18 protein-coding genes and 1 tRNA gene are annotated in these 24,832 nt (G+C 62.3%); 11 read left to right on the forward strand and 8 right to left on the reverse strand.

Annotated elements, in window-relative coordinates; all coding sequences use genetic code 11:
* Nucleotides 1-67 precede the first annotated feature (67 nt).
* The gene (locus M1E12_RS00870; protein ID WP_479563393.1) at nt 68-2,593 is read left to right on the forward strand and encodes a methyl-accepting chemotaxis protein; all 2,526 of its coding nucleotides are present in this window, start codon (nt 68-70) and stop codon (nt 2,591-2,593) included.
* A 367-nt stretch (nt 2,594-2,960) separates the two neighbouring features.
* The gene (locus M1E12_RS00875; RefSeq protein WP_479563394.1) at nt 2,961-3,836 is read left to right on the forward strand and encodes a LysR family transcriptional regulator; all 876 of its coding nucleotides are present in this window, start codon (nt 2,961-2,963) and stop codon (nt 3,834-3,836) included.
* A 148-nt stretch (nt 3,837-3,984) separates the two neighbouring features.
* Here the strand turns inward: M1E12_RS00875 and M1E12_RS00880 are convergent, their stop codons facing one another.
* Both M1E12_RS00880 and aceA read right to left on the reverse strand, forming a co-directional pair.
* Nucleotides 3,985-4,233 carry an SMc00767 family acetate metabolism repressor gene (locus M1E12_RS00880; protein ID WP_054150807.1) on the reverse strand — a complete coding sequence of 83 codons (249 nt, stop codon included), beginning with the start codon at nt 4,231-4,233 and terminating at the stop codon, nt 3,985-3,987.
* 181 nt (nt 4,234-4,414) lie between these two features.
* A complete protein-coding gene (gene aceA / locus M1E12_RS00885) occupies nt 4,415-5,704 on the reverse strand; it encodes an isocitrate lyase (protein ID WP_479563395.1) in 1,290 nt (429 codons plus the stop codon).
* A gap of 230 nt (nt 5,705-5,934) precedes the next feature.
* Here aceA and M1E12_RS00890 point away from each other — a divergent pair, with 230 nt between their 5' ends.
* The 5 genes from M1E12_RS00890 (at nt 5,935) to M1E12_RS00910 (ending at nt 11,590) form a co-directional block, all read left to right on the forward strand.
* Nucleotides 5,935-7,362 carry a helix-turn-helix domain-containing protein gene (locus M1E12_RS00890; protein ID WP_479563396.1) on the forward strand — a complete coding sequence of 476 codons (1,428 nt, stop codon included), beginning with the start codon at nt 5,935-5,937 and terminating at the stop codon, nt 7,360-7,362.
* Nucleotides 7,363-7,502: 140 nt separating this feature from the next.
* Entirely contained in the window at nt 7,503-8,603 is a 1,101-nt protein-coding gene (locus tag M1E12_RS00895) for a polyamine ABC transporter substrate-binding protein (RefSeq protein ID WP_113459840.1), read from the forward strand.
* A gap of 84 nt (nt 8,604-8,687) precedes the next feature.
* Entirely contained in the window at nt 8,688-9,842 is a 1,155-nt protein-coding gene (locus M1E12_RS00900; protein WP_479563397.1) for an ABC transporter ATP-binding protein, read from the forward strand.
* 10 nt (nt 9,843-9,852) lie between these two features.
* The gene (locus M1E12_RS00905) at nt 9,853-10,758 is read left to right on the forward strand and encodes an ABC transporter permease subunit (protein WP_479563398.1); all 906 of its coding nucleotides are present in this window, start codon (nt 9,853-9,855) and stop codon (nt 10,756-10,758) included.
* A gap of 10 nt (nt 10,759-10,768) precedes the next feature.
* Nucleotides 10,769-11,590 (forward strand): ABC transporter permease, encoded by an 822-nt coding sequence (locus M1E12_RS00910; RefSeq protein ID WP_113459837.1) that lies wholly within the window; start codon nt 10,769-10,771, stop codon nt 11,588-11,590.
* 21 nt (nt 11,591-11,611) lie between these two features.
* Here the strand turns inward: M1E12_RS00910 and M1E12_RS00915 are convergent, their stop codons facing one another.
* Together M1E12_RS00915 and M1E12_RS00920 are read right to left on the reverse strand one after the other, a co-directional pair.
* A complete protein-coding gene (locus tag M1E12_RS00915; RefSeq protein WP_479563399.1) occupies nt 11,612-11,845 on the reverse strand; it encodes a DUF6460 domain-containing protein in 234 nt (77 codons plus the stop codon).
* Between the two features lie 93 nt (nt 11,846-11,938).
* Nucleotides 11,939-13,843 carry an AsmA family protein gene (locus M1E12_RS00920; RefSeq protein WP_479563400.1) on the reverse strand — a complete coding sequence of 635 codons (1,905 nt, stop codon included), beginning with the start codon at nt 13,841-13,843 and terminating at the stop codon, nt 11,939-11,941.
* Between the two features lie 197 nt (nt 13,844-14,040).
* Between M1E12_RS00920 and M1E12_RS00925 the strand changes: the two genes are divergently transcribed.
* Complete coding sequence (locus M1E12_RS00925) at nt 14,041-15,924, forward strand: acetoacetate--CoA ligase (protein WP_479564788.1); 1,884 nt, start codon at nt 14,041-14,043, stop codon at nt 15,922-15,924.
* A gap of 244 nt (nt 15,925-16,168) precedes the next feature.
* Here M1E12_RS00925 and M1E12_RS00930 read toward each other — a convergent pair whose 3' ends face one another.
* The 3 genes from M1E12_RS00930 to M1E12_RS00940 form a co-directional block, all read right to left on the reverse strand.
* Nucleotides 16,169-17,743: an ABC transporter permease gene (locus M1E12_RS00930; RefSeq protein ID WP_479564789.1), complete on the reverse strand. Its 1,575-nt coding sequence runs from the start codon at nt 17,741-17,743 to the stop codon at nt 16,169-16,171.
* A 203-nt stretch (nt 17,744-17,946) separates the two neighbouring features.
* Nucleotides 17,947-18,588, reverse strand: a complete 642-nt coding sequence (locus tag M1E12_RS00935; protein ID WP_479563401.1) for a LysE family translocator — start codon at nt 18,586-18,588, stop codon at nt 17,947-17,949.
* 183 nt (nt 18,589-18,771) lie between these two features.
* Nucleotides 18,772-22,491, reverse strand: a complete 3,720-nt coding sequence (locus M1E12_RS00940) for an ATP-binding protein (RefSeq protein WP_479563402.1) — start codon at nt 22,489-22,491, stop codon at nt 18,772-18,774.
* A 247-nt stretch (nt 22,492-22,738) separates the two neighbouring features.
* On the opposite strand from M1E12_RS00940, the gene M1E12_RS00945 reads away from it, so the two are divergent.
* The 3 genes from M1E12_RS00945 to M1E12_RS00955 all read left to right on the forward strand — a co-directional run bounded on the left by M1E12_RS00945 (nt 22,739) and on the right by M1E12_RS00955 (nt 23,898).
* Nucleotides 22,739-23,179 (forward strand): phasin, encoded by a 441-nt coding sequence (locus M1E12_RS00945; RefSeq protein WP_113459831.1) that lies wholly within the window; start codon nt 22,739-22,741, stop codon nt 23,177-23,179.
* A 163-nt stretch (nt 23,180-23,342) separates the two neighbouring features.
* Nucleotides 23,343-23,419, forward strand: a tRNA-His gene (locus M1E12_RS00950).
* Between the two features lie 176 nt (nt 23,420-23,595).
* Complete coding sequence (locus tag M1E12_RS00955) at nt 23,596-23,898, forward strand: PilZ domain-containing protein (protein ID WP_479563403.1); 303 nt, start codon at nt 23,596-23,598, stop codon at nt 23,896-23,898.
* Between the two features lie 27 nt (nt 23,899-23,925).
* Here M1E12_RS00955 and M1E12_RS00960 read toward each other — a convergent pair whose 3' ends face one another.
* Nucleotides 23,926-24,789, reverse strand: coding sequence for a DUF6671 family protein (locus M1E12_RS00960; protein WP_479563404.1), 864 nt, complete (start codon nt 24,787-24,789; stop codon nt 23,926-23,928).
* Between the last annotated feature and the right edge of the window lie 43 nt (nt 24,790-24,832).

The raw sequence follows: 24,832 nt of genomic DNA on the forward strand, positions 1-24,832 counted from the left end.
TTCGGCGCAGTCGTCATTTGAGGCGGCAGACACCGAGCGTGCACCGTCTTCTGTTGGAGGAAGTCATTTGATCGATCGTATTCTTTCGCGCTTTTCGATTTCGACCAAGGTGCTGGCCTTCGTGCTGCCCTTTGTACTTTCGATCACCGCTGTTGGTCTGATGGGCCTTTACGCATCGGGCCTCCTCCAGCAGCGCATGGAAATCTCCAACGGCACGATGCGCTCCTTGAACGGCTTTCGAAACGTGAACGCCGCCATGACCCGCTTCCTCGATCAGACCTCTGAGGAAACCCGCACCGCCGTGGTCTCGGAACTCTCGACCCAGCAGGCGACGCTCAACCAGAACATCGCCGAGATCGGCACTGACGGCACGGGCCGCAACTTCCTCGACGAGGCGATCGCTGGAACCGGTGCCGTCAACGAGAAGATCGACACGCTCTGGCAGTTGCATGAATCCGAAGTGGCGCTGGCCGCGGCGATCCAAGATCACCTCAAGGGACTGATGGCCCAGCAGATCCGTGTTTCCGACGAAGCGCAGAAGCTGCAGCGCGCCGTGCTCGGCGGTGAGAACGATGCAAAGAGCGCGCTGAAGGAGGCGGACCGCCTGTCTGCAGCGGCTCGTCAGCTGGGCGAGGTCAGCAAGGGCTATTTCTCCGCCGGCCTGCCGGAGGCTCAGTTCCCCTATCTGCAGACGCAGGTGGCAGAGCTGGTCAAGACGCAGCGCAAGATCGCCAACGCGCTTCCGGCTGAGCATAAGGGCATGGGCAAGGAGCTGCAGGCCGCGATCAACGATATCAAGAAGATCATTGCCGCAGGTGATACCAGCATGGAGGCCGGGCGCGCGATGGGAAGCATCCTCGCGCAGTTCCGCGGTTTCCAGGCCGTCCTGACGGAAAGCGCCGCAACGAAATATGCCGAGTCGGTACAGAAATTCGCGGCCGTCGAAACCGGCGCCGTCCAGGCGGCCGACGTCTTGGTTGGAAGCCGTACCCTGATCGCTGACGTCTATGATCTGCGCATCATGACCGCGACCTTCCTCAACGTGAAGGACGACACCACACGCGAGCCGATCCTGCGCCAGATCAAGCTGATCGGCGACAATCTGGCCGTTCTCGGCGGAAGCATCTCGGATAAGGCTTTCTACGACAGCCTGACCGCCGCGATCACCCCGCTTCTCGCATCGCTGACGGCCGACACCGAAGCGCTCGTGAAGACGAGCGCCGAGCGTATCGCAAGCTTCGATGAAGCCAGCCGCACGATGGATGCGATCTGGGCATCGCTGACCTCGTTTGCAGATCTGCAAAAGGATGTCGCCGGTACCGAACGCCAGGAGGCGAACCGCCTCTCGATCGGCACCATGATTGCCGGCGTCGCGCTCGCCGTCATCGGCGGTATCGCGCTCGTCATGACGCTGCAGCGTCCGATCGCACGCATCACGGCCACCATGCAGCGACTGGCCGAGGGCGACCTCGAAGCCGGTATCGCCGGTGACAAGCGCGGCGACGAAATCGGCGCCATGGCCCGGGCACTCGCCGTCTTCAAGACCAATGCCCGCACCAAGCTGGAGATCGAATCCGAGCGTCAGCGCGAGCAGATGGAGGCCGAAGCCGAGCGTCGCCGCAACGATGAGGAAAAGCAGGCGCTCGACCAGCAGATCGAACATGCCGTCGGCAAGCTGGCCCAGGCTCTGGAGCGTCTCGCCAATGGCGACATCTCGTTCGAGATCGAGGGCCGCTTCCATGGCCGTCTCGAACAGCTCCGCAACGACTTCAACCTCTCGCTGGCGCGCCTGCGCGACACGATGCACCAGATCTCGGGCAACGTGGACCAGATCCAGAACAACGGTCGCCAGATGGCGCAATCGGCGCTCGACCTCGCACGCCGCACCGAACAGCAGGCCGCATCTCTGGAAGAGACGGCCGCCGCCGTCGACGAGATCACCGCAGCCGTCCGCTCGTCGTCCGAGCGTGCGGAAATGGTGAACGGCGTCGTCCGGGAAGCCAAGAAGAATGCGGATGAATCCGCAGTCGTCGTTGGCAGCGCCATCTCGGCCATGGGTCGCATCGAGGAGGCCTCGGCCCAGATTTCCAACATCATCGGCGTGATCGACGAGATTGCCTTCCAGACCAACCTTCTGGCTCTGAATGCCGGTGTCGAGGCTGCTCGTGCCGGTGAGGCCGGCAAGGGCTTTGCCGTGGTCGCCCAGGAAGTCCGCGAACTTGCGCAACGCTCGGCCGGTGCCGCCAAGGAAATCAAGGCGCTCATCAACCGGTCGGCGGAAGAAGTCGCCAGCGGCTCCACCCATGTTCAGCAGACAGGCACCGTCCTGTCTCGCATCGGTACCCAGATCGCCACGATCAGCGAGCATATCGAGATGATCGCCGAGACCAGCCGCGAACAGTCCGGTGCCCTGCATGAGGTCAACGGTGCCGTTGGACGCATGGATCAGATGACGCAGCAGAACGCCGCGATGGTCGAAGAGGCCACGGCCGCCACCCAGGATCTCTCCGCCCAGACGGATGCGCTGCGCGATCTCCTGCAGCAGTTCCGCATCGAAGCCGATCGCCAGCATACGGCCAGCCGCGTAGCCTGACGGAGCCTGAAAACTACGAAAAAGCCCGGCCATCTGCGCCGGGCTTTGTCGTTTCAGGCGTCAGCCAGCCGGCAGGCATGGCCGGGAGGGGCTTCAGCGACACCGCGTGCCTCTCGTCTCCGCTGCACTGCGCGTTTCAAACGATCTGCGAGGCGGCGGAATCTGCTCCATGGGGCCTCGCTGTGCTGCGCATAAAACGCGTCCTCGGACATATGCTCCTTCTGGCCAACGTGTCGCTTGAGCGCCGTGATTGCGATGGCTGCGTAAACTTCGTGCATGACGGATCTCCTGTATTCGATGCCGTCCTTCCTTCTATTCATCATTATTGGATGTAAAAACGATCAAGATCGTGCTATGTCTTTCATCCATGAAAGACATAGCTTGGGACGCCTATCAGCTATTTCTCGCGGTCGCCCGGCAGGGCGGCCTGACCGCCGCTGCGGAAACCACGGGTCTGAGTGCGGCGACACTCGGTCGGCGCATGGTCGAACTCGAGCAGGCGCTCGGGCGCGAACTCTTCCTGCGCAGCCAGACCGGCTACCGCCTGACGAGCGACGGCAGCCAGTTGCTGGAGCATCTCGTGGAGCTGGAGGCGGGAAGCCGGCGGGTGGAGGAGTGGCGACGCGGCACGGTGGGCCAGTCGCTGGTGCGCATCAGCCTCGGAACCTGGATCGCCTGGCTTCTTTGCCAGAACATGGCCTTGATCCGCACAGCCCGCGACGAATTCCGCATCGATCTCAACGTTGCCGAACAGCGCGCCCGCCTCTCGCATCGCGAGACCGATATCGGCATCCGTGCCTTCGAGCCCGAAGAGCCGAACCTTGCCGCCATGCCGGCAGGCGAGGTGGCCTATGCAGCCTACAAGGCACGCAACAGGGAATGGATGGGCCCCGAGCCTTGGGTCGCCGTCGATGATGAGAATGCCGTCTCCGCTTATCTGCGCTGGCCACGCCAGCAGGCTGCCGATCGCGTTGCTATCACGGTCAATCGTCCGCGCTCGCTAAGAGATCTGATTAGAGCCGGCGCCGGTGTCGGGGTACTGCCCTGTTTCGTCGGCGATCTCGACCCGACGCTGGAACGGGTAGGGGACGAGATTCCCGAATTGCGCCATCGCCAATGGATCGTCATGAACAATGACGACCGCCATCGCAGCGATATCCGCGCGGTCGCCGACCGGCTGTCAAAGCTGCTGAAGTCTCACCGGGATATTCTCGCCGGCAAACGTCCGAGCACCAGCGGCTAGACCTCGTCCAGCCAAAGCGCGTCGGCGGTGTTGCGGTGGGCTGCACCAAAACGAAAAACCCGCACGACGATCAAACTCCTCCCCGGAGGCGATCATCGTGCGGGAACCGATCCGGAGGTCAGGTGCCGGACGGGGGATTGTCTGTGGCTCAGGCGGCCTGGTGGTTGCCTTGGGTCACGATGACGGGGATCAGGAGATCACCCCAGTTGCCGTCGCCACCGTGATGGCGGGCGGAGCGAACGAGTTCGACCGAAACGCCGGCATCGACGGCCTTCATGATCGAATGGTTGAGACGGTGCAGGTCATTGGCCAGCATGCGGATCATCGCCTGCTGATCGGTGCTCATGGCCGACGACTGTTCTTCGGCACGTTCCTTGACTCGGGTCTGGGGTGTCATGGCATTTCTCCTCTTGGTGTTGGGGGTTCTTGAACTGTTGATCTCGTGAAGCTCGGCCCCTCATCCGGCTGCCGCCACCTTCTCCCCGCAAGCGGGGAGAAGACGCACTACGATGCGTCGGTCTCCGGGCTCCCTCTCCCCGCTTGCGGGGAGAGGGTAGGGTGAGGGGCTATCGCCCAGGTCATTCGGCCGCCGGCTTGAACTGCTCGGTTTCGGTCGATTCTTTCATCGCGGTCGTCGAGGACTGGCCGGCGGTGATGGCAAGCGAAACGGCGTCGAAGTAACCTGTGCCGACTTCGCGCTGGTGCTTGGTCGCCGTGTAGCCGTTGACCTCGGCTGCGAATTCCGCCTCCTGCAGCTCCGAATAGGCCGCCATCTGACGATCCTTGTAGCCGCGGGCCAGTTCGAACATGCCGAAGTTCAGCTGGTGGAAACCGGCAAGCGTGATGAACTGGAACTTGTAGCCCATCGCGCCGAGCTCCTTCTGGAACTTGGCAATCGTCGCGTCGTCGAGGTTCTTCTTCCAGTTGAACGACGGCGAGCAGTTGTAGGCGAGCTTCTTGCCCGGATGGACCTTGTGCACGGCTTCGGCGAACTTACGGGCCTGTTCAAGATCCGGCTTGCCGGTCTCCATCCAGATCATGTCGCAGTAAGGCGCATAGGCGATGGCGCGGGCAATGCAGGGCTCGATGCCGTTCTTCACCTGATAGAAGCCTTCCGCCGTGCGGCCTGCATCGTAATCGACGAAGGGCTGATCGCGTTCGTCGATGTCGGAGGTGAGAAGCTTCGCTGCTTCTGCATCGGTGCGGGCAACGATCAGCGTCGGAACGCCCATGATGTCGGCAGCCAGACGGGCAGCCGTCAGGTTGCGGATATGGGCTGCCGTCGGGATCAGAACCTTGCCGCCGAGATGGCCGCATTTCTTTTCAGACGCCAGCTGATCTTCGAAGTGGACGCCTGCAGCACCGGCTTCGATGAAGGCCTTCATGATTTCGAAGGCGTTCAGCGGTCCGCCGAAGCCGGCTTCTGCATCAGCAACGATCGGTGCGAACCAGGTGTCGACCGACAGGCCCTTGCCTTCCTGCGTCTCGATCTGGTCAGCGCGCTGCAGTGTGCGGTTGATGCGCTTGGCAAGCTCCGGTGCGGCATTGGCCGGATAGAGCGACTGGTCCGGATACATGGCGGAAGCCGTGTTGGCATCGGCGGCAACCTGCCAGCCGGAGAGATAGATGGCCTTCAGGCCGGCGCGGACCATCTGCATGGCCTGGTTGCCGGAGAGCGCGCCGAGCGCGTTGACGAAGGGCTCTTCGTTGATCAGCTTCCACAGGCGGTTGGCGCCCATTTCGGCAAGCGTATACTTGATCTCGACCGAACCGCGCAGGCGCTGGACGTCAGCGACAGTGTAGGGGCGGTCGATGCCGTCATAGCGGCCCTTGGGGGCATTCGGAACAAGATTGTAAAATTCAGTCATGATGTGTCTCCCTGTCACTGCTAGGCGCGGGCCAAGTCGGTTGCCTTGACCGCTTCTGATGTGACTAGATTTACACCGCAACGCAAAAGACGGCCAGAAAATTCGATAAAACAAGGGGATGAAAGAGGTTATGCTGTCTTGTCTTTGACAAGAGGGGCGTGTAAAGTTGTAAAAATAGTCAAATCTAGACACGGTCATCCGGCTGTAGGATCTTGTAAAGGAGCTGTAAAATGGCAGAGCGCAAGATTTTCGCGGGCCCCCGTGTCCGCCGCATCCGCAATGGGCTCGGGCTGACCCAGACGGCGATGGCAGAGGCTCTGGAAATCTCGCCGTCCTATCTCAACCTCATCGAACGCAATCAGCGGCCGCTGACGGTCCAGCTCCTCCTGAAGCTCGCTTCGGTCTACAAGGTCGATCTCGACGAATTGCAGGGGGAGGCCGGTGGCTCGACCAGTCAGCTGCGCGAGGTCTTTGCCGATCCTCTCCTGTCGGGCGAATTGCCGGGTGACCAGGAGTTGATCGAAGTGGCGGAAGCTGCGCCCAATGCTGCAAGCGGCATCGTCAAGCTCTATCGCGCCTACAAGGAGCAGGCGGCGCGTCTGTCGGATCTTGCCGATTTGCTCGCCCGGGAAGGCCATGAGACATCTCTGTCCGGGGCGAAGCTTCCCATCGATGAGGTGCGCGAAGTCTTCGAGCGCCGGCCCAACTATTTCGCAAGGCTCGATGAGGCCGCCGAAGCCTTCCACGCCACACTCAACCTTTCGCCGGGGGACGATCTCGCCGTCGCGCTGAAAGCCTGGCTTCGGTCCACCCACGGTATCGTCGTGCGGGCTTTGCCCGTGCAGACCATGCCGTCCTTGCGTCGACGCTACGACCGCCACTCCATGCGTCTCTTTCTCTCCGAGCGTCTCTCGCCTTTCGACCAGCTGCGGGAAGTGGCCATGGAAGTCGTGTTGCTGGCACTCGGCGAACATGTCCAGGCCGAACTCGAGGCGCTGGAGCTTTCCTCCGGAGAGGCGCGCCGCATCGCCCGCTTCGAGCTGGCCCGCTATGCGGCCCATGCGCTGATGATGCCCTATGGCGCCTTCCTCTCGGCCGCCATCCGTGCCCGCTACGACATCGACGTGCTGCGCGCCCGCTTCAATGTCTCCTACGAGCAGGCGGCAAACCGCCTGACGATGCTGCAGCGGCCGGGCGCGGTGGGTGTGCCCTTCTTCATGATGGAGATCGACAATGCCGGGAACCGCTTCCGCCGCGCCGGTGCAACGGGCTTCCCGCAGGCGAAGTTTGGCGGCGGCTGTCCCAAGCTCAATATCCACGCCGCCTTCGCCCAGCCGGGGCAGGTGCTGGTCGAGCAGGTCGAGATGCCGGATGGCAGCGCCTTCCTGACGATGTCGCGAACGCTCGAGGGGCCGCAGGCCGGCTTCGGCGAGCGTATCCGCCGCACCGCGCTGCTGGTCGGCTGCGATGCCGCAAGCCGCGACGACGTCGCCTATGCGGCAGCCCTGCCGGATCGGTCCATGCCGGCGGTCGCGATCGGTCCGGCCTGTCGCCTGTGCGAGAGATCGGGCTGTCTTGCCCGCGCCGAACCGCCGCTCACGCGCCCGCTCGGCCTCGATGAAATGGTCACCGGACTCTCCGCCTTCGATTTCCAGTGAGTATGATCATCCCCTGATAAAGCATTCGCGACTGCGAAGATTTTTGCTTGTCGCCCGTCCAATTCCTTTCTAGTCTCTTAAAAAATAACGGGAATGGCACGGGGAGCTCACCGCTCCCTCAGGCTGGAACAGGAGAAAAAATGAAGGCTCATTTCATTCGTACGGCGTCAGTGGCCCTGGCGACGATCTTCATCGCATCGGCTGTCCAGGCGCAGGAACGCGTCGTCAACGTCTACAACTGGTCGGACTATATCGACGAGTCGGTTCTCGAAGACTTCACCAAGGAAACCGGCATCAAGGTTGTCTATGACGTCTTCGATTCAAACGAGCTTCTCGAAACGAAACTGCTGGCCGGCGGCTCCGGTTACGACGTCGTGGTCCCGACCGCGCCCTTCCTGGCGCGCCAGATCCAGGCCGGCGTCTTCCAGAAGCTGGACAAGTCCAAGCTTCCGAACCTGTCAAACCTCTGGCCTATGGTCTCGGAGCGTCTGGCCAAATACGACCCCGGCAATGAATATGCCGTCAACTACATGTGGGGCACCACCGGCATCGGTTACAATGTCGCCAAGGTCAAGGAAGCGCTCGGTGCAGACTTCACCGTCGACAGCTGGGATGCGATCTTCAAGCCGGAAAACGCTGAAAAGCTGAAGTCCTGCGGCATCAACATCCTCGACGCCTCCGACGAGACCTTCGCGATTGCGATGAACTACATCGGCAAGGATCCGGACAGCAAGGAAACCGCGGATCTCGAAGCCGGCGGCGATGTCTACATGAAGATCCGTCCGTCGGTCCGCACCTTCAACTCCTCCGCCTATATCGATGACCTCGCCAATGGCGACATCTGCATGACGATCGGCTGGTCGGGCGACATCCTCCAGGCCAAGGCGCGCGCCGAAGAAGCCAACAACGGTGTCGAGATCAACTACGTGATCCCGAAGGAAGGCACCTACATGTGGTTCGACAACATGGCGATCCCGGCGGATGCCAAGAATGTCGAGGAAGCCCACGAATTCATCAACTTCCTGATGCGTCCCGACGTCATCGCCAAGGCATCGAACTATGTTCAGTACGCCAACGGCAATCTGGCCTCGAAGGATCTGCTCGACGCTGAGGTCAAGGACAACCCGGCCGTCTACCCGCCGGAAGACGTCATGGCCAAGCTCTTTACCATCTCGCCTTACGGCCCACGCGAACAACGCGTGCTGAACCGGGTCTGGACGCAGATCAAGACCGGTAGCTGATGAAAACGACCATTCGCCGGGCGCCATAAACGCCCGGCGAATTTCTTATGGATAGGGGCAACGATAAAAACGGCTGGGTTGGTAATGGCGAAGACACTGGGGCCTGTTAAGCGTAAATTCTCTCCTTGGACCGATCCGGATGCCGTTCCATTCATCCGCTTCGAAAACGTCACGAAGCGCTTCGGCGATTTCGTCGCGGTCGATAATTTGAGCCTCGACATATACGAGCGTGAATTCTTCTCGCTGCTCGGTCCGTCCGGATGCGGCAAGACCACCTTGATGCGCATGCTGGCGGGCTTCGAACAGCCGACCTCGGGGCGCATCCTGTTGCAGGGGCAGGACCTCTCCGGCGTGCCGCCCTACAAGCGGCCGACCAACATGATGTTCCAGTCCTATGCGCTCTTTCCGCATATGACGGTCGAAAAGAACATCGCCTTCGGCCTCGAGCAGGACAATCTGCCCAAGGCGGAGATCGACGCGCGCGTTCAGGAAATGCTGAAGCTCGTCAAGCTCGAGCAGTTCGCCAAGCGCAAGCCGAACCAGCTCTCCGGCGGCCAGCGCCAGCGCGTGGCACTGGCCCGCTCGCTCGCCAAGCGTCCCAAAGTGCTGCTGCTCGACGAGCCGCTCGGCGCACTCGACCGCAAGCTGCGCGAAGAGACCCAGTTCGAGCTCATGGACATCCAGACCAAGCTTGGCCTGACCTTCCTGATCGTCACCCATGACCAGGAAGAGGCGATGACCGTTTCGGACCGCATCGCCGTCATGGACAAGGGCATCCTTGTGCAGGTGGCAACGCCGGCAGAGATCTACGAGGCGCCGAATTCCCGTTACGTTGCCGACTTCATTGGCGACATCAACATTCTCGAAGCCAGGGTCGAATCCAAGGAAAGCAACGGCAGCGAAGATCTTGTCCGCATCGACAGCGACGGCCTGAAGATTGCCGTGGAGCAAGCCTGCGAAGCCAGCAAGGGCGACAGCGTCGCTTTCGCCATCCGGCCTGAAAAGGTCCGCATCTCCACCTCCCAGCCGGAGAGTGCAGCCGCCAATGCACTGCATGGCGAGGTGTGGGATATCGGCTATCTCGGCGACTTCTCGGTCTTCATCGTGCGTCTGGACGACGGCCGCATGTTCCGCGCAGCCCAGGCCAATGTCGCCCGCCTTGTCGATCGTCCCATCACCTTTGGCGACATGGTCTGGTTGTCCTGGCCGGCCGATGCCGGCCTCGTTCTGACACGCTGAGGAGGGTAGAATGGCCGATACCGTCGCCCTCTCGAAGCCAAATCCAGCGCGCTGGCTGGTCGTTCTCGTCCCCTATCTGTGGATGGCGCTTTTCTTCCTGACGCCCTTCCTGATCATCGTGAAGATCTCGCTGTCCGACACGGCGATCGCCATGCCGCCCTATACGCCGGTGCTGGAAGGCTTCTCGGCGATCGGCGACTTCATCAGCCAGCTGGATTTCGAGAACTACGTCTTCCTCACCGAGGACCCGCTCTACGTCAACGCCTACCTCTCGTCATTGCGGATCGCGTTGATCTCGACCTTCCTGCTCTTGCTGATCGGTTATCCCATGGCGCTTGCCATGGCGCGCGCTTCGGTCAGCATCCGTCCGACCCTGGTCATGCTGGTCATCCTGCCCTTCTGGACCTCCTTCCTGATCCGCGTCTACGCCTGGATCGGCATCCTGAAGCCGGAGGGGCTGCTGACGGTGCTGCTACAGTCCGTCGGCCTGATGGATGAGAGCACTCAGGTGCAGATCTTCCGCACCGAGATCGCAGTCTTCATCGGCATTGTGTATTCCTATCTGCCCTTCATGGTGCTGCCGCTTTATTCGGCGCTCGAGAAGATGGACGGCACGCTGCTCGAAGCTGCAAGCGACCTCGGCTGCCCGCCTTGGAAAGCCTTCTGGAAGATCACCTTCCCGCTCTCAATCCCGGGCGTCATCGCCGGCTCGATGATCTGCTTCATCCCGATCACCGGCGAGTTCGTCATTCCGGATCTGCTCGGCGGCGCCGATACGCTGATGATCGGCAAGACGCTCTGGACCGAATTCTTCGGCAACCGCGACTGGCCGCTCGCCTCCGCCGTGGCCGTATTGCTGCTCCTCATTCTGGTCGTGCCCATCGCGATCTTCCAGAACCAGCAGCAGAAAGCGTGAGGGCGGTCCGATGAAACCTGGAAAATTCGACGCCACCATCCTCACGCTCGGCTTCGCCTTCCTCTACATCCCGATCCTGATCCTGGTGATCTACTCCTTCAACGAGTCGAAGCTGGTGACGGTCTGGGGCGGCTTTTCGCTGAAGTGGTATGGCGAGATGTGGCGCAATGACGGCCTGATGAGCGCCGCCTGGGTCACACTGCAGGTCGGGCTTCTGAGTGCCACGCTCGGCACCGTGCTCGGCACGCTCGCCGCGCTCACCCTGGTCCGCTTCACCCGCTTTCGCGGTCGGCTGCTCTTCTCCGGCATGGTCTATGCGCCGCTCGTCATGCCGGAGGTCATCACCGGCCTGTCGCTGCTCCTGCTCTTCGTCGCCATCGGTGTCGATCGCGGCCTGATGACGGTGGTGATCGCCCATACGACCTTCACCATGTGCTACGTGGCGATCGTCGTGCAGTCGCGCCTCTTGACCTTCGACATGAGCCTGGAAGAGGCAGCCCAGGATCTTGGCTGCCCGCCGGTCAAGACCTTCTTCAAGGTCACCCTGCCGCTGATTCTGCCGGCCGTCATCTCCGGCTGGATGCTTGCCTTCACCCTGTCGCTCGACGATCTGGTCATCGCAAGCTTCACCACCGGCCCCGGTGCCACGACCCTGCCGATCAAGATCTACTCGCAGGTTCGTCTGGGTGTGACGCCTGAAATCAACGCCATCTGCACCATCCTGATCGGGATCGTCACGATCGGCGTGATCATCGCCTCGATCGGCACCAAGCAGAGGGAACTGCAGCGGCAGCGCGACGAGCACGTCGCGGCCCGCGGCGCCATGGCATGACATCTGCAAGGGCTGCCCCGGTTATCCCCGGGGCGGCATCAGCAGATAGGCGACCAGCCAGACCGGCAGGATGACCACTGCGCCCATCAGCATGCGCGGGGCCGCCCAGGCAAAGCAGGCGACAATCCCGTTCTGCAGGTCTTCCGCGGTCATGCCCATGCTGTCGAGCACGGCTCTCGGCGTGATCCCGAAGAGGGACAACAGGCTCCCCGCCAGCAAGGATGCCAGCGCGAGCTTGAATAAACCCGATACCATTGACTGCACGTCCCGCCCCCGAAACTCCGACTCGTCACATTCTAGACGGAGGTCTTCCGATTGGAACAGTCGGCAGGGGTTGGACCGCGACCTTTATTGCCCCGGCGTGGGGGAGTTGGGGATCGGCGAAATGACCGGGTCGTTCCACGCGCCGCCGATGAAAAAGCGCAAAGGTGTATCGGCTTGCGCATCGGCATCGGAGAGTTCACCGGTCAGCGCGAGTGCCTGCCGGCTGTAGGGAACGATGCCCGACAGCTCCAGAATCTCGTCTTCTGTAGCAATCCTTGCCCGCTCGACCTCTGCGCTTCCCTCCGAAAAACGCACGGCAACGTCAAGCGCCTCGTAGTCGAAGCTGCCGTCGCCGGCCGCGCTCAGCTGGAAATAGGCCCGGTCCGTTGCCAGTCTGCGCAATCCTGCCGCATCGAAATTCAGGATCTCGCCGCTGTCGGAGGAAATCTGGAGACGGCCGGACATGCTCTCGATATTGCTCTTCCAGCCGGTCCCCAGCAATTTGGCATTGAGGCTGACAGATCCCGTTCCCTTCAGCGACGGGCCGCCACCAAGAGCGAGGCCTGACGTAAGGCTGCCGAGGTTGATGCCTTCCATGTTCATCGCCAGATCGGCGCCCTGATCGAATGCCTCCCCGCTGCCCGTGAGGCGCGCCGAAATCGTTCCGCCGAGGAAACGGGTGTCTGCGATGACCAGTCTCACGCTGTCACGTTTGGCGATCAGGCTCGCGCCGAGATCGGTAAGGGGAAAGGCCTCATAGCTAGCGGTGTCGGCCGAGAGCCTGATGTCGACGTCGATCCAGCGGGTCAATGCCGGCAGAGGCACATTGGCGCGATCGCCGACCTGGATGGAGAGCGCTTGGAGCATGTCTCCCAACTCCAGATGCTCGACCGCCAGCGTCCCGCTCAGCAGAGGCCTTTCGTCGGGGCGTGGCCTGAGCGCCAGGATGCCGTCGCCGCGGCTGTCGTTGATTTGAAACTCCAGACCTTCGAAGCGCCATTCGTCGGTCATGTTCGAAACCTGCGCATTCAGCGAAGCGGTCCGCCAGCGTTCGGTGCCTGCGAGCCGAATGCCGAATGCCGCTGCCGCCTGCGCGACGTCTCCGACGCGAACATTGATATCAAGGGTATCGACGCGAGCATCGCGCAGGCCGACCAGCCCTTGCAACTGCGCCTGCATGCCCGGCAATGTGACCGAGGTCCGGATCCGGCTCGAAGCGCCGCCGATCAGCCTGAGCGGTGTCGGCGTATCAAGCGTCACCGATACCGGCTTTTCATCGACAAGAAAGGATGCCTGTCCTGACAAGGGCGCTGAGAGATCGCTCCAGTCGATGGTCGCGTTCACCGCGCGGGCGGTGAGGGATGCGGCACTTGCCGCATCGGTGAACGTGAACTCACCGTCGACGATGTCCACGCTGCCGATTTCTACGTCGCCGGAGTTGTTTTCGGATCCGCCATCCGCGCTGCTATCGAGTGCAGCTCGAACCGCTTCGCTGAGCAGGCCTTCCTCGGTCCAGTCGAGACCACCGTCTGCGCCGCGCACGACGTGAATGCGTGGCCGCTCGAGACGGAAGGTCTTGAAGTCGGGTCGCCCCATGAAGGCGGAGATCAATCCGAATTCTGCGGATAAGCGCTGAACCTCGCCCAGAACCTCCCGCTCGCGGCCACGCGTGCGGCTGAAAACGATGCCGTTCAGGGTGACTTCCGGCGTCGGCCAGAAGCGCACATCCGAAACGTCATCGATGGAGACGTCATGCCCCGTCCAGACGGCAATCGATGAGGCAATTGCGGATCGGACGACGGAACTCGAAACCAGATAGGGTCCGCTCAGCCGCAGCGCGACCGAAACCAGGACGAAGGCGAGCGCAAGAAAAATCCCGAGCTTGAGCGCGCCTCGGCGACGGCTGCCTGGCGGTCTGGAAGAACTTCCTTCAGGCTGAACGTGACGCCCTGTGTTGCGCATGCCGGTGAGGGATCCCGCGTTTTTCATCAAGTCACTCCGGCGGATATAGGAATTTCCCCACCGGCGCAAACCTCAGACGATATTCCAAGGTCTTCGCGTCTGTATATTGCATTGCGGCATGTTATAGGATGACCTCTGTGATGAGGAGGATCAGCATGACCGGACAGCAAGCCCTTTGGACACCCTCGGAAGCCTTCAAGGCGACACAGCCGCTCAGCCAGTTCATGGCATGGTGTGCCGAGCGCACCGGTCGCAGCTTTTCCGACTATGACGACTTCTATCGCTGGTCCGTCGAAGACCGGGCGTCCTTCTGGTCGGCGGTCTGGGATTACTGTGGCGTGATCGGCGATAAAGGGGAGACCGCACTTGCCGATGGCGACGACATGCTCAAGGCTCGTTTCTTCCCCGAAGCCCGCTTGAACTTTGCCGAAAATCTCCTGGCGCATGCGGGCGAGGGGGATGCCCTCGTCTTCCACGGAGAGAACAAGGCTGCAGACCGCTGGTCCTGGACCCGCCTGACGGCAACCGTCTCTCGGCTTCAGCAGGCGCTGACCGCCATGGGCATCGGCGAGGGCGATCGCGTTGCCGCCATGATGCCCAACATGCCCGAGACGGTCGCGCTCATGCTGGCGGTCACGTCGACAGGCGCCATCTGGTCCTCCTGCTCGCCCGATTTCGGCGATCAGGGCGTACTGGACCGCTTTGGCCAGATCGAACCCAAGCTCTTCATCGCCTGCGACGGCTACTGGTACAACGGCAAGCGGCAGGATGTCGCCGACAAGGTCGTGGCAGTCTCATTAAAGCTCAACGTGCCGGTCCTCGTCGTTCCCTATGCCGGCGACACCCCGGCTCTGCTGGAACGGCTCGCCGATGGCCGCAGTTTCGATCAGTTCATCGCCGACTACTCGGTGAAGGAGATCGAATACAAGCGGCTTCCCTTCTCGCATCCGATCTACATACTCTTCTCGTCGGGCACGACGGGCGTGCCGAAATGCATCGTGCATTCGGCTGGCGGCACCCTTCTGCAGCACCTCAAGGAGCACCGTTTCCATTGTGGCCTCCAGGCGGGCGAGAAGCTGTTCTATTTCACCACCTGCGGCTGGATGATGTGGAACTGGCTGGTATCCGGTCTCGCCTGCGGCGCAACGCTCTGCCTCTATGACGGCTCGCCCTTCTACCCGGACGGCAATGTCCTCTTCGACTATGCCGCGGAAGAGAAGTTCGCGATCTTCGGCACATCCGCCAAATATATCGACGCAGTTCGCAAGGGCGGCCTGACGCCGAAGGTCACCCATGATCTGTCCAGCCTGAGGCTGATGACGTCGACCGGTTCGCCGCTGTCGCCGGAAGGCTTCTCCTTCGTCTATGAAGGCATCAAGGACGATATCCAGCTCGCATCGATTTCGGGCGGCACCGACATCGTCTCCTGCTTCGTGCTCGGCAATCCCTTGAAGCCCGTCTGGCGCGGTGAGATCCAGGGTCCGGGCCTCGGCCTTGCCGTCGATGTCTGGGACGATGAAGGCAAGCCCGTGCGCGGCGAAAAGGGCGAGCTCGTCTGCACCAAGGCTTTCCCGTCCATGCCGGTGATGTTCTGGAACGACCCTGACGGAGCAAAGTATCGCTCCGCCTATTTCGATCGCTTCGAGAACACCTGGTGCCACGGCGATTTCGCCGAATGGACCGAGCATGACGGCCTGGTCATCCATGGGCGCTCGGATGCAACGCTCAATCCGGGCGGCGTGCGCATCGGCACGGCAGAGATCTATAACCAGGTCGAACAACTCGACGAGGTGGTCGAAGCGCTCTGCATTGGCCAGGACTGGGAAGACGACGTGCGGGTGATCCTCTTCGTTCGCCTTGCACCCGGCATCACCCTGACCGAGGAGCTCGACAAGAAGATCAAGACCCGGATCCGCACCGGCGCCTCGCCCCGCCATGTGCCCGCCAAGATCATTCAGGTCGAAGACATCCCCCGCACCAAGTCGGGCAAGATCGTCGAACTCGCGGTCCGCGAGGTCGTCCATGGCCGCCCGGTGAAGAACAAGGAAGCGCTCGCCAATCCTGAAGCGCTGGCCCTGTTCGCCGATCTGCCACAGCTCAGGTCCTGACCTCTTTTTTGTCCCGAAACGCTGCAATTTCAGGACAATACCTCAAATGTGGGGTAGCGGCGGAGGCCGGGCGGTAAGGTTCTCTTAACTGGCATTCGGCAAGACTGGCGCCAACTTGGAGATGCGCGATCAAACGCAGCGAGGCTCTGCCTCCGACAAAATGTCGATCGCTCTATTGCTCCGGTTCGACAGCATTGACTAAGGGCGGCTCCGGCCGCCCTTTTTTTCGTCTGAGCGCTTGAGATCAGCGCTTTTCGTCGAGTGAGCGCGATACCAGGATCACCGGAATGAGCCCTGCCGCGATGATAATCATCGCAGCCACGGAAGCATCCTGCGCCATGCCGCGCGAGGCGTCTTCATAGACGAGGGTCGCCAGCGTGTTGAAGTTGAAGGGGCGCAGCAGGATCGTCGCCGAAAGCTCCTTCAGGGTCTCGATGAAGACCAGCAAGGCGGCGGTCAGGACGGCGGGCCTGAGATTGGGCAAGAGCACCTGTCGCAACGTCTGCAGCCCCGATCGACCGAGCGTGCGCGCCGCCATATCGAGATGTGGCGACAGCTTCTGGAAACCGGCATCGATCGTGCCTTCCGCCATGGTCAGGAAGCGCACCGTATAGGCATAGACGATGGCAAATCCCGTGCCGGAGAGCAGAAGGCCCGTCGACAGCCCGAGGTTCTGTCGCAGCCAGCCGTCGAGCGCGTTGTCGAAGGCCGCAAGCGGGATCAGCACGCCGATGCCCAGCACCGTGCCGGGAATGCCGTAACCGAGCGCCGCAAGCCGCCCGGCACCCTTGGCGAGACGCGAACGATCCGTGCGCGCGGCATAGGAGAGCACAAAGGCGAGCAAGACGGTGATCAGCGCGGCCGATGAGGATACCAGCGTCGAATGCCAGAGCGCATCGAGCAGGCGCGGTTCGAGGAAATCTTCAAGCCGTCGCCAGGCAAAGCCGCCAAGCACGAAGACGGGGACGAAGAAGCCGACCAGGATCGGGATCGAGCAGAACAAGGTCGCCAGCACTGCCTTGATGCCGGACAGGCGAAGCCTGACCGCATCCGGCACCACCGCTGTTGTCTTGTGGCTGGTGAACCGCTGCTGACGCCGGGCCATGCGTTCGATGATCAGGAGACCCGCCACGATCACCAGCATCACGCAGGCGATCTGTGCGGCACCCGCCAGGCTTCCGCGGTTGAGCCAGGTGTCATAGACCGAGAAGGTCAGCGTTTGCACGCCGAGATATTCGACCGCACCGATATCGTTCAACGTCTCCATCATCACCAGCGTCAGGCCGATCATGATGGCCGGCCGCGCCATCGGCACCTGGATGCGGGCAAAAACCCGCAACGGACTGGACCCGAGCGTGCGGGCCACATCCGCTGCCGCGCGGCCCTGCATCAGGAACATCGAGCGGCAGGCGAGATAGACGTAAGGGTAAAGCACCGCGGACATAACCAGGACGGCACCCGTCAGCGACTTCACGTCGAAGAAACTGTACTCGCGGGACGAGGTGAAGCCGAAGAGCGCCCGGTAGCCCGTCTGCACCGGACCGGTAAAGTCGAGAAACTCGCCGAAGGCATAAGCTGCGAGATAGGAGGGGATCGCCAGCGGCAGCACCAGCGCCGGTGACAGAAAACGCCGCAGCGGAAATTCGCAGGCCGCAACCAGCCAGGCGCAACCGATGCCGACGACCGCCGTGACGAGGCCCGTGAAGAAGAGCAGCCAGAAGGTCCGCACCCCGGCCCGCGGGATGACATTCGTCATCATGTGCTGCCAGTTGTCCGGATCCGCCGAGAACCCGATGACGAAGATCGCAATGATCGGCATCGAGACGATCGCAGCCGCGACAAGCGCTGCAATCGTGGCAGAACCGAAGCGCTTCCCGGCGGGTGCGCCGGAGGAAATGGCGGAGTGGGCTGTGCCCGGGCGCGGCAGTGTGGACAAGGTATCGGCCCTTGCGAAAGCGGGAATGGCTCTCCTCTAGCCCAAAGCGCCGGCAATGAAAACCTGCCCTTGGGGTCACACCTGCCTTACCGGCGCAGGAGCGCGAGGCTTTCCCCGATCAGCCTGACACCGAGCGCGGCGATCACGGCGCCTGCCAACCGGTCGACCCAGAGCTTCCCGCTGAGATAGGCCCGCTGTGAACGCGGTGCCGAAAAGGCGATCGCCACCACGGCATACCATCCGGCTTCGATGAGGAAAATCACGGGCGGCAGGGCAAGAATGAGCGCCAGCGGCGGCTCCTGCGGCATGAGAGCTGCGAAGATGCTGGCATAGACCACGGCCGTCTTCGGGTTGCTGACTTGTGTGACAACACCGAGAAAGAAGGCCCGTGGAACGGAGAGCGCAAACCGGCCGTCTGATGGGCCGACGGACATGGGCCCGCGGGCGCCGCGCCAGATGGCGATGCCGAGATAGACGAGGTAAAGCCCGCCGGCACATTTGAGAACGAGATAGAGCCATTCGACCCTTTCGAGGAGGGCGACAAGACCCGCCAGCGCCAGCACCGCGAAGAAGGCTCCGCCAATTCCCATGCCCACGGCCGCGGCAAGCCCATGTAACCGGCTATTCGCCACGGAGATCCGCGAGACGAGCACAAAGCTCGGTCCGGGACTCATCGCGCCGATGCCGATCGCGATCATGATCGCGAGAAGAACGCTGATGGTTGCCATGCCGATGCCGCCTCCGATTGAACCCGCCGGTGGTCACGCTATCGGGCAGATACTGGCCGCGCAAGCCTGTCGTAGACAGCAGAGTGACCATTCCGAACGAAGCCGCTGCGGCGACAGCCGAACCGGTGCCGCCTTCGAAATCACCATGCCGCGCGGCGCGTGATAGGCGCCGCCCGTCTGACCTCAGTCGGCCAGAACGCGCGGCGAGGGGAAGGTTACCTCGACCAGAGTGCCTTCGTTCGGCGTCGACGAAATTGCAAACTGCGCCCGGTTCGCATCGACCATGGCCTTGGTGAGCGGCAGGCCGAGGCCCGTGCCGTCGCCACGATTGCGCGGCGTGCCGGTCGAAACCTGGCGGAACGGCTTCATGGCCTGTTCGAGTTCGCTGCGCGACATGCCGATGCCTGTATCCCGGATCCGGAGCACGACGCTGCCATTCGGCTCATAGGCGGACGACACGATGATCTGACCGCCGGACGGCGTGAAGCGGATCGCATTGGCGAGGATGTTGAGCACGATCTGCTTGATCGAGCGACCGTCGGCCACGACGTTCGGAACGGCCTGCGACAAAGCGGTGCGGATGATCACGCGCTGGCTGTTTGCCTGCGGCTGGACGATCGCGACGGCCGCCTGCACCATCTCGTTCAGGCCCACCGAGGAGAAGTCGAGTTCCATCTCGCCGGCCTCGATCTTGGAGATGTCGAGGAGGTCGTTGACGATGTCGAGCACATGCCGGCCAGAGCGCACGATGTCATGTGCATATTCGCCGTAACGCGGGTGGCCGACGGGACCGAAATGCTCGTTGGCCATCATGTCGGCAAAGCCGATGATCGCGTTGAGCGGCGTACGGATCTCGTGGCTGACGCGGGCAAGGAAATCGGTCTTGTGGGCATTGGCCGTCTCGGCCGCACGCTTGGCGTTGCGCAACTCTTCTTCCGTGCGCTTCCACTGCGTGATGTCGCGGATCACGGCGCAATAGCCGTTGGACGAGGCGAGCTTCCCGATCGTCATGAAGAGCGGCAGAAAGCCACCGGAGGCTTCACGGCCGATGACTTCGCGGCCGTCGTTCAGCACGCTCGCCACGCCATGGCCCGAGAGGCCGTTGAGATAGTCGAGGATCGACTTCTGGCTCTCATGGGCAAACAGCATGACAAAAGGCTTGCCGCGGGTTTCCATGTCATCGAAGTTGAACAGCGCGCTCGCCGCCCGGTTCATGGAGCGGATATCACCGTCGGAATCGAGGATCACCACGCCATCGGTCGCCGTTTCCAGGATCGAGCGCAGCTCGTCGACTTCGACCTTCAGCCGCGCCAGTTCGCCTGCCGAGGCCGGCGCCGCAGCAGGTACCGCAGCGATTTCGCCCACGGGCTCAGCCGGCGTCTCTGGCTGTGCGGCAAGTTCCGGCTGCGCGATCAGCGCCAGCATCAGCGCGCTCGTGTCGTCGAAACGCACCGACTGCAACCGTGCCGTCACCGGCAGCAGGCGATCGTCGGCGCACAGAGCCACGACCTGACCCGCTTCGTCGCCGGGCGTCTCGAGATCGCGGCGCTGGATCAGCGTGTCGAGACCGCCGACTTCTTCGAGCTCGGCCAATGTCTTGTAGCCGGTGAGGTTGAAGAATTCCGGATTGGCATGGATCAGACGGTCGCCGACATGAACGAGAAGCGCCACCGGCATCAGATCGACGATGTCGGCTGTCAGACTGCGTTCCCGCTTGCCCGTGCCGCGTTCATGCCCGGCAATCGTTGCCATCGCCGGCAGAGCAGGCTCTTCGACCGTAACAGGGGCAGGTTCGGACGGCGGCGTCGGAACCACGGCGATCGGTTCTGCCGGTTGAGGCGCTTCGGGTGCCTTCGGCGGCTGAGGCGCCGGTTCGCTGCGCAGCGCCGGCGGCTCCGTAGGGGTCAGCGACTGCTCGACCTTGGCGCGAAGCCCGAGCGGATCGAGCTTGCGCGCGATTTCCTGGAACGCCGCCTGTTCCCCGGGCGTCAGACTGTCGCGCTGACGGGTGCGGTGGTCCTGCAGATGAACGACCTTGTCCGGCAGGCTGGGCTTGCGCGGTTCCATCACGCGAAGAACCGGCGGCTCGAAACCCGACGTCCTGGAGACCGGGCTGTCACTGGGGCTTTCAGGCGCGGGGTCGACGGCCGTCGCGGTCTCTGCCTCGTCGGCATCCTGCGCGTCATCTGCGTCGTCGACCAAAGCCTTAAGGGTCTGCTCTCCCTCTTCCGCGATCTGGTCCTCGACGAAATCCTCCGGCGGATGTGTTTCCCCTTCGCTGAGTTCGCTCAGGAATTCCGCGAGCTCCTCTTCGCGATCGCTGTCGCGCAGCACCGGCTCATCGGAAACCGCGTCCACCGTTTCCGCCTGATGCACGAAGGTCATGCCGATCGCATCGGGATCCTCGATGGCATCGGCGACACGCACGATGCCGAAGCCGCGGAAACCATCGAAGTCGCGGTTGCGGGTATAGGTCGGCAGAGCCGCGAGATCGACGGGTACGACGAGCCGCGTCCCTTCGACGGGCCAGTAGATCGTCTTGCCGGACCACGTATCCCGCTTTTTCAGCAATTCGCCGATCTTGCCCTCGGGGTCGAGGTTGAAGAGAGCCGCGAGATCGGAAAAGGCGACGCCATTGATGTCGGCTGCGCGCGGGCCTACGGCCTGCGCGAACTCTGAGGAGACCTCGCTGAAGCGGCCTTCGGCATCGATCTTCCAGACGAAGCGCGTGGCACGACGGTTCTGGCTGAACACGAAGGCTTCGCCGTCGGCGACGGCAGACGTCGACTTGATCTGCGCTGCAGGACGTGACGGCGCGACAGCGTGAACTGCCTCGGCTGCTGGGACCGGATCTGGCTCAGGCTCTGCGACCGGCTCGACGGCAGTGGCCGGCTCGTCCGCCGTCTCTGCAGCTGCGTCGTCCGCGGTCTGGGACGTGTCATCAGCCTCGCTGTAATCCTCCGATGCCACTTCCTCGGCGTCGTCCATCTCATCGAGTTCGTCCGTCGACGGCACGATTTCCTCGATGTCGCCGAGCGCGGCAATCACGCTCTCGAACGGAGCCGCAGCCGAGGGCAGCTCCTCCGCGTCGAACGCGGTCTCCGGCTCAGGCGTTTCAGCCGTCTGCTGATCGACATCGTCTTCGACCGTGTCGTCGGCGCGCACCGGTTCGGCGATCGCCGTCGGCAGATCCTCGTCCGGCGCATCGGCGAAATCGCCGCTCGGATCCATCTGGCCGAGAATCGTTTCGACGGTGAAGAGGAGATGCAGACCGGGCTCGTCGGCGATCTTTCCGATGGCAGCGGGCAGATAGCCACGGCCCGTCGGGATCGGACGCTTGACCAGCCGGTCGGCATCGGCCTCGACGAGGTTCACCAGCATCCGCGCTGTCTGCGGCGTGATCCCGAGACCGGCAAAACCCTCGGAGCTTGCGATCAGGCCGCCGTCGCCATCAAGCACGGCCATATGCGTATCCGGGTCGTCGAAGCCGCTCATCAGCTCCTGGGCGAGCTGCCTCAGATTGCCGTCGTTGCGTTTCAAGGGCGGCACCGCGAGCAGGATCGCCGGCTCACCCTTGCGGATCTCGATGCAGTCCGCCGTCGCCGTGACCGGCACGTTCTGGAAACCGGAATTGATCCGCAGCATCAGGCTGCGGCTGTCACCGACGGCAGAGAGCTGGCCGGCGACCGTCTCGATCTGGCGGAAGGTGATGTCGCTGCGATTGGGGCCTTCCTCGAGAAAGTCGTAGAGCGAGGCGCTGCCGAAGAAGCGCGCGCCCGCACCATTGCACCACAGCACCCGCTCCGGTCCCGGCGCAAACAGCACGAGCGCCTCGCCACGCGCCAGCCGCGGGCGGATGAGGTCGTGCACGGCGACGTCGATGAAGGGATATTGAGCGGGCATTCCTGGACCTGTCGTTTCATGGCCTGCAAGCAAATTAACAGATTTTTAATAGCTAGGCAGTGCCCTTGGGTCCAGAAAGTGGGGAGGCTTTCGATTGATAAGGTTAATCCGGCCGGCTTATCAACATGCAGAAAATCTAATTGTGCGGCGCACAATCATGTTGCAATGCACAATAAGCGGTGTTATATAAGCTTCATGAGTGAAACACGAGGGGTCGTTCAGATCCCGTAACGAGAGGAAATGCACCATGAATGCCAAGGATATGTTCTCTTTCTCGACCTTCGACCCGTCCAAGATGCAGGAAAGCTTCCGCGACTTCGCCGAAAAGGGCGCTGCTCAGTCCAAGGAAGCTTATGCCAAGATGAAGGCTGCGACCGAAGAAGCCACCAAGACCATGGAATCGACTGTACAGACGGCTCAGGCCGGCACGGTCGAACTCGGTCTCAAGGCCATCGACGCGATGCGCACCAATGCCGACCTTTCGCTGTCCCACATGGAAGCGCTCCTCGGCGTGAAGTCGGTTGCGGAACTCGTCGAGCTGCAGACCGCTTTCATCCGCAAGCAGGCTGAAGTGACCATCGAGCAGGCCAAGGCCATGCAGGAAACCGCCAAGAAGGTTGCCGAAACCGTTGCCAAGCCGGGCAAGGAAGCAGCCGAAAAGGCAATGTCCTCGCTGAAGGTCGCCTGATCGCCTGACGCAAAACGAAAATCCTCCCCAGGATAGTGGGCCGGGCATCAAGCCCGGTCTTTTTTATGAACCAGGCCTTTTCACAGGATGCGCAGAAAGGGCTTGAAAAAAAATCCGTCTGCTCGTATGTGACCCCTCAACGGCGTCAGCGACGCGGTCATGTGCGGTTGTAGCTCAGTTGGTTAGAGCGCAGGTTTGTGGCACCTGAGGTCAGTGGTTCAACTCCACTCAACCGTACCATTTTCTTTCTCCTCCCAAAGAATGTCATCGTGACGGTCACCGGCTGCGTCATCGTGCCGTCCAGATAGGTCAAATGCGACCGATTCCGTTTACCCGAATGCAAGGCTTTCAACAGTCTCGCCTTTCGTCGGCGAGCGTTTGCTGATCTGGTCGCTTCATCCAAACGGAGGTTCTTGATGGAGCGACGACACGAGATCCGGCAGGCCTGTGAGCTGAGCTCGCTGGTACTGATGTTCGGCTGTCATTTTCGCGGCCTGATTTCGGACTGGAGCCCCAAGGGACTGAAGCTCGAACTGACGGAAAGCCTGATGCTTGCCGACCGCGAAGCTTTCGTCCTGCATTGCGAGCGCTTCGGTGTGCTTCATGCCGAGGTCATCTGGCGAAGGGGTGTCAAAATCGGCGCGCGCATCCACAACTGGAGAACCGCCGCCGTCAGCAGCCGCATGCGTCCCTATCTTGCGCAGTCCGCACATCACTGAAAGCCCGAGGCTGCCCGGCCGCGCCGGTCACGGATTGCAGAGCGGACAATGGCTCGGATCGGCGAGCGCGCCGGCAGAAAGCGCATGCGTCTCCTCCGCGTCGCAGGAAACGCAGCCGAACACATCATGGCGGGGCAGGGAGGTCGGGCTGCCGCAGAGGCTGCAGGGCAGGCCACGCTCGGTTCGGACGCGTCCCCAGCCCGGATGCCGGCAATGCGGGCAGAGCGTCGCCAGGCGCGCCGTCAGCGATGTGCCGAGCCTGCCGATCACCTCCATCCGGCGCGGGTTCATGAAGGCGCGCATGTCGGTCTCGATATGCGCCTCACCGGTCTCGGATTGCCGAGCGGTGGCGAGGATCGCGTCGTCGAGTTCGTCGAGGTTACAAATGCCCTTCGCCACCGGTTGCAGAAGCTTGCCCGCCGGCGCGACGATCACACCTTGCTGCGGAAACCCGATCCTGCGCAGAAAGTCTGAAGCCTCGTCCACCGACGCTACCTGACAATGGCCGAAGCTCGGATCCTCGTCGATCGTCATCTCCGCCACCTCGAAACCCTGAGCGGCATCGACAAAAAGCAGCAATTCGCGTCCCGCGGCGAGAAAGGGAACCGTCGGATGCGGCCCATAGGCGCCCTCGCTGGCAAGCGCCGCCTTGAGACCGGTCGCCTCAATCGCGGCGGTGGCTTTCGCGCGCGCCGCCTCCAGCATCGTGCCCGCCCGCGGGCGCTCGCGGGTGAAGGTGCCGAATTGATCGGTATCGAGATCTGAAGGCATGACCAGCTCGATCCCGATCTCGGCAAAGCTTGGCCGCAGCACACGCTCCTTGCCGTGCATCGTTGCCATGGCGATCCGCCGTGGCAGCCCGATGGTGGATCCTGCATGCTCATCCCTCATGCCGTCACTCCAGTTTGAAAGGTAGACGTCGTCACCGACGAAA

Source organism: Rhizobium sp. K33 (assembly GCF_056501445.1).

Coding starts and splice junctions, on each gene's coding strand:
- M1E12_RS00910 (WP_113459837.1), top strand. CDS start 10,769: ATGAAACCTGGAAAATTCGACGCCACCATCCTCACGCTCGGCTTCGCC.
- M1E12_RS00875 (WP_479563394.1), top strand. CDS start 2,961: ATGAAAGACATAGCTTGGGACGCCTATCAGCTATTTCTCGCGGTCGCC.
- M1E12_RS00945 (WP_113459831.1), top strand. CDS start 22,739: ATGAATGCCAAGGATATGTTCTCTTTCTCGACCTTCGACCCGTCCAAG.
- M1E12_RS00895 (WP_113459840.1), top strand. CDS start 7,503: ATGAAGGCTCATTTCATTCGTACGGCGTCAGTGGCCCTGGCGACGATC.
- M1E12_RS00930 (WP_479564789.1), bottom strand. CDS start 17,743: ATGCCGATCATTGCGATCTTCGTCATCGGGTTCTCGGCGGATCCGGAC.
- M1E12_RS00940 (WP_479563402.1), bottom strand. CDS start 22,491: ATGCCCGCTCAATATCCCTTCATCGACGTCGCCGTGCACGACCTCATC.
- M1E12_RS00935 (WP_479563401.1), bottom strand. CDS start 18,588: ATGGCAACCATCAGCGTTCTTCTCGCGATCATGATCGCGATCGGCATC.
- M1E12_RS00890 (WP_479563396.1), top strand. CDS start 5,935: ATGGCAGAGCGCAAGATTTTCGCGGGCCCCCGTGTCCGCCGCATCCGC.
- M1E12_RS00900 (WP_479563397.1), top strand. CDS start 8,688: ATGGCGAAGACACTGGGGCCTGTTAAGCGTAAATTCTCTCCTTGGACC.
- M1E12_RS00905 (WP_479563398.1), top strand. CDS start 9,853: ATGGCCGATACCGTCGCCCTCTCGAAGCCAAATCCAGCGCGCTGGCTG.
- M1E12_RS00920 (WP_479563400.1), bottom strand. CDS start 13,843: ATGAAAAACGCGGGATCCCTCACCGGCATGCGCAACACAGGGCGTCAC.
- M1E12_RS00955 (WP_479563403.1), top strand. CDS start 23,596: ATGGAGCGACGACACGAGATCCGGCAGGCCTGTGAGCTGAGCTCGCTG.
- M1E12_RS00925 (WP_479564788.1), top strand. CDS start 14,041: ATGGCATGGTGTGCCGAGCGCACCGGTCGCAGCTTTTCCGACTATGAC.
- M1E12_RS00960 (WP_479563404.1), bottom strand. CDS start 24,789: ATGAGGGATGAGCATGCAGGATCCACCATCGGGCTGCCACGGCGGATC.
- M1E12_RS00880 (WP_054150807.1), bottom strand. CDS start 4,233: ATGACACCCCAGACCCGAGTCAAGGAACGTGCCGAAGAACAGTCGTCG.
- M1E12_RS00915 (WP_479563399.1), bottom strand. CDS start 11,845: ATGGTATCGGGTTTATTCAAGCTCGCGCTGGCATCCTTGCTGGCGGGG.
- aceA (WP_479563395.1), bottom strand. CDS start 5,704: ATGACTGAATTTTACAATCTTGTTCCGAATGCCCCCAAGGGCCGCTAT.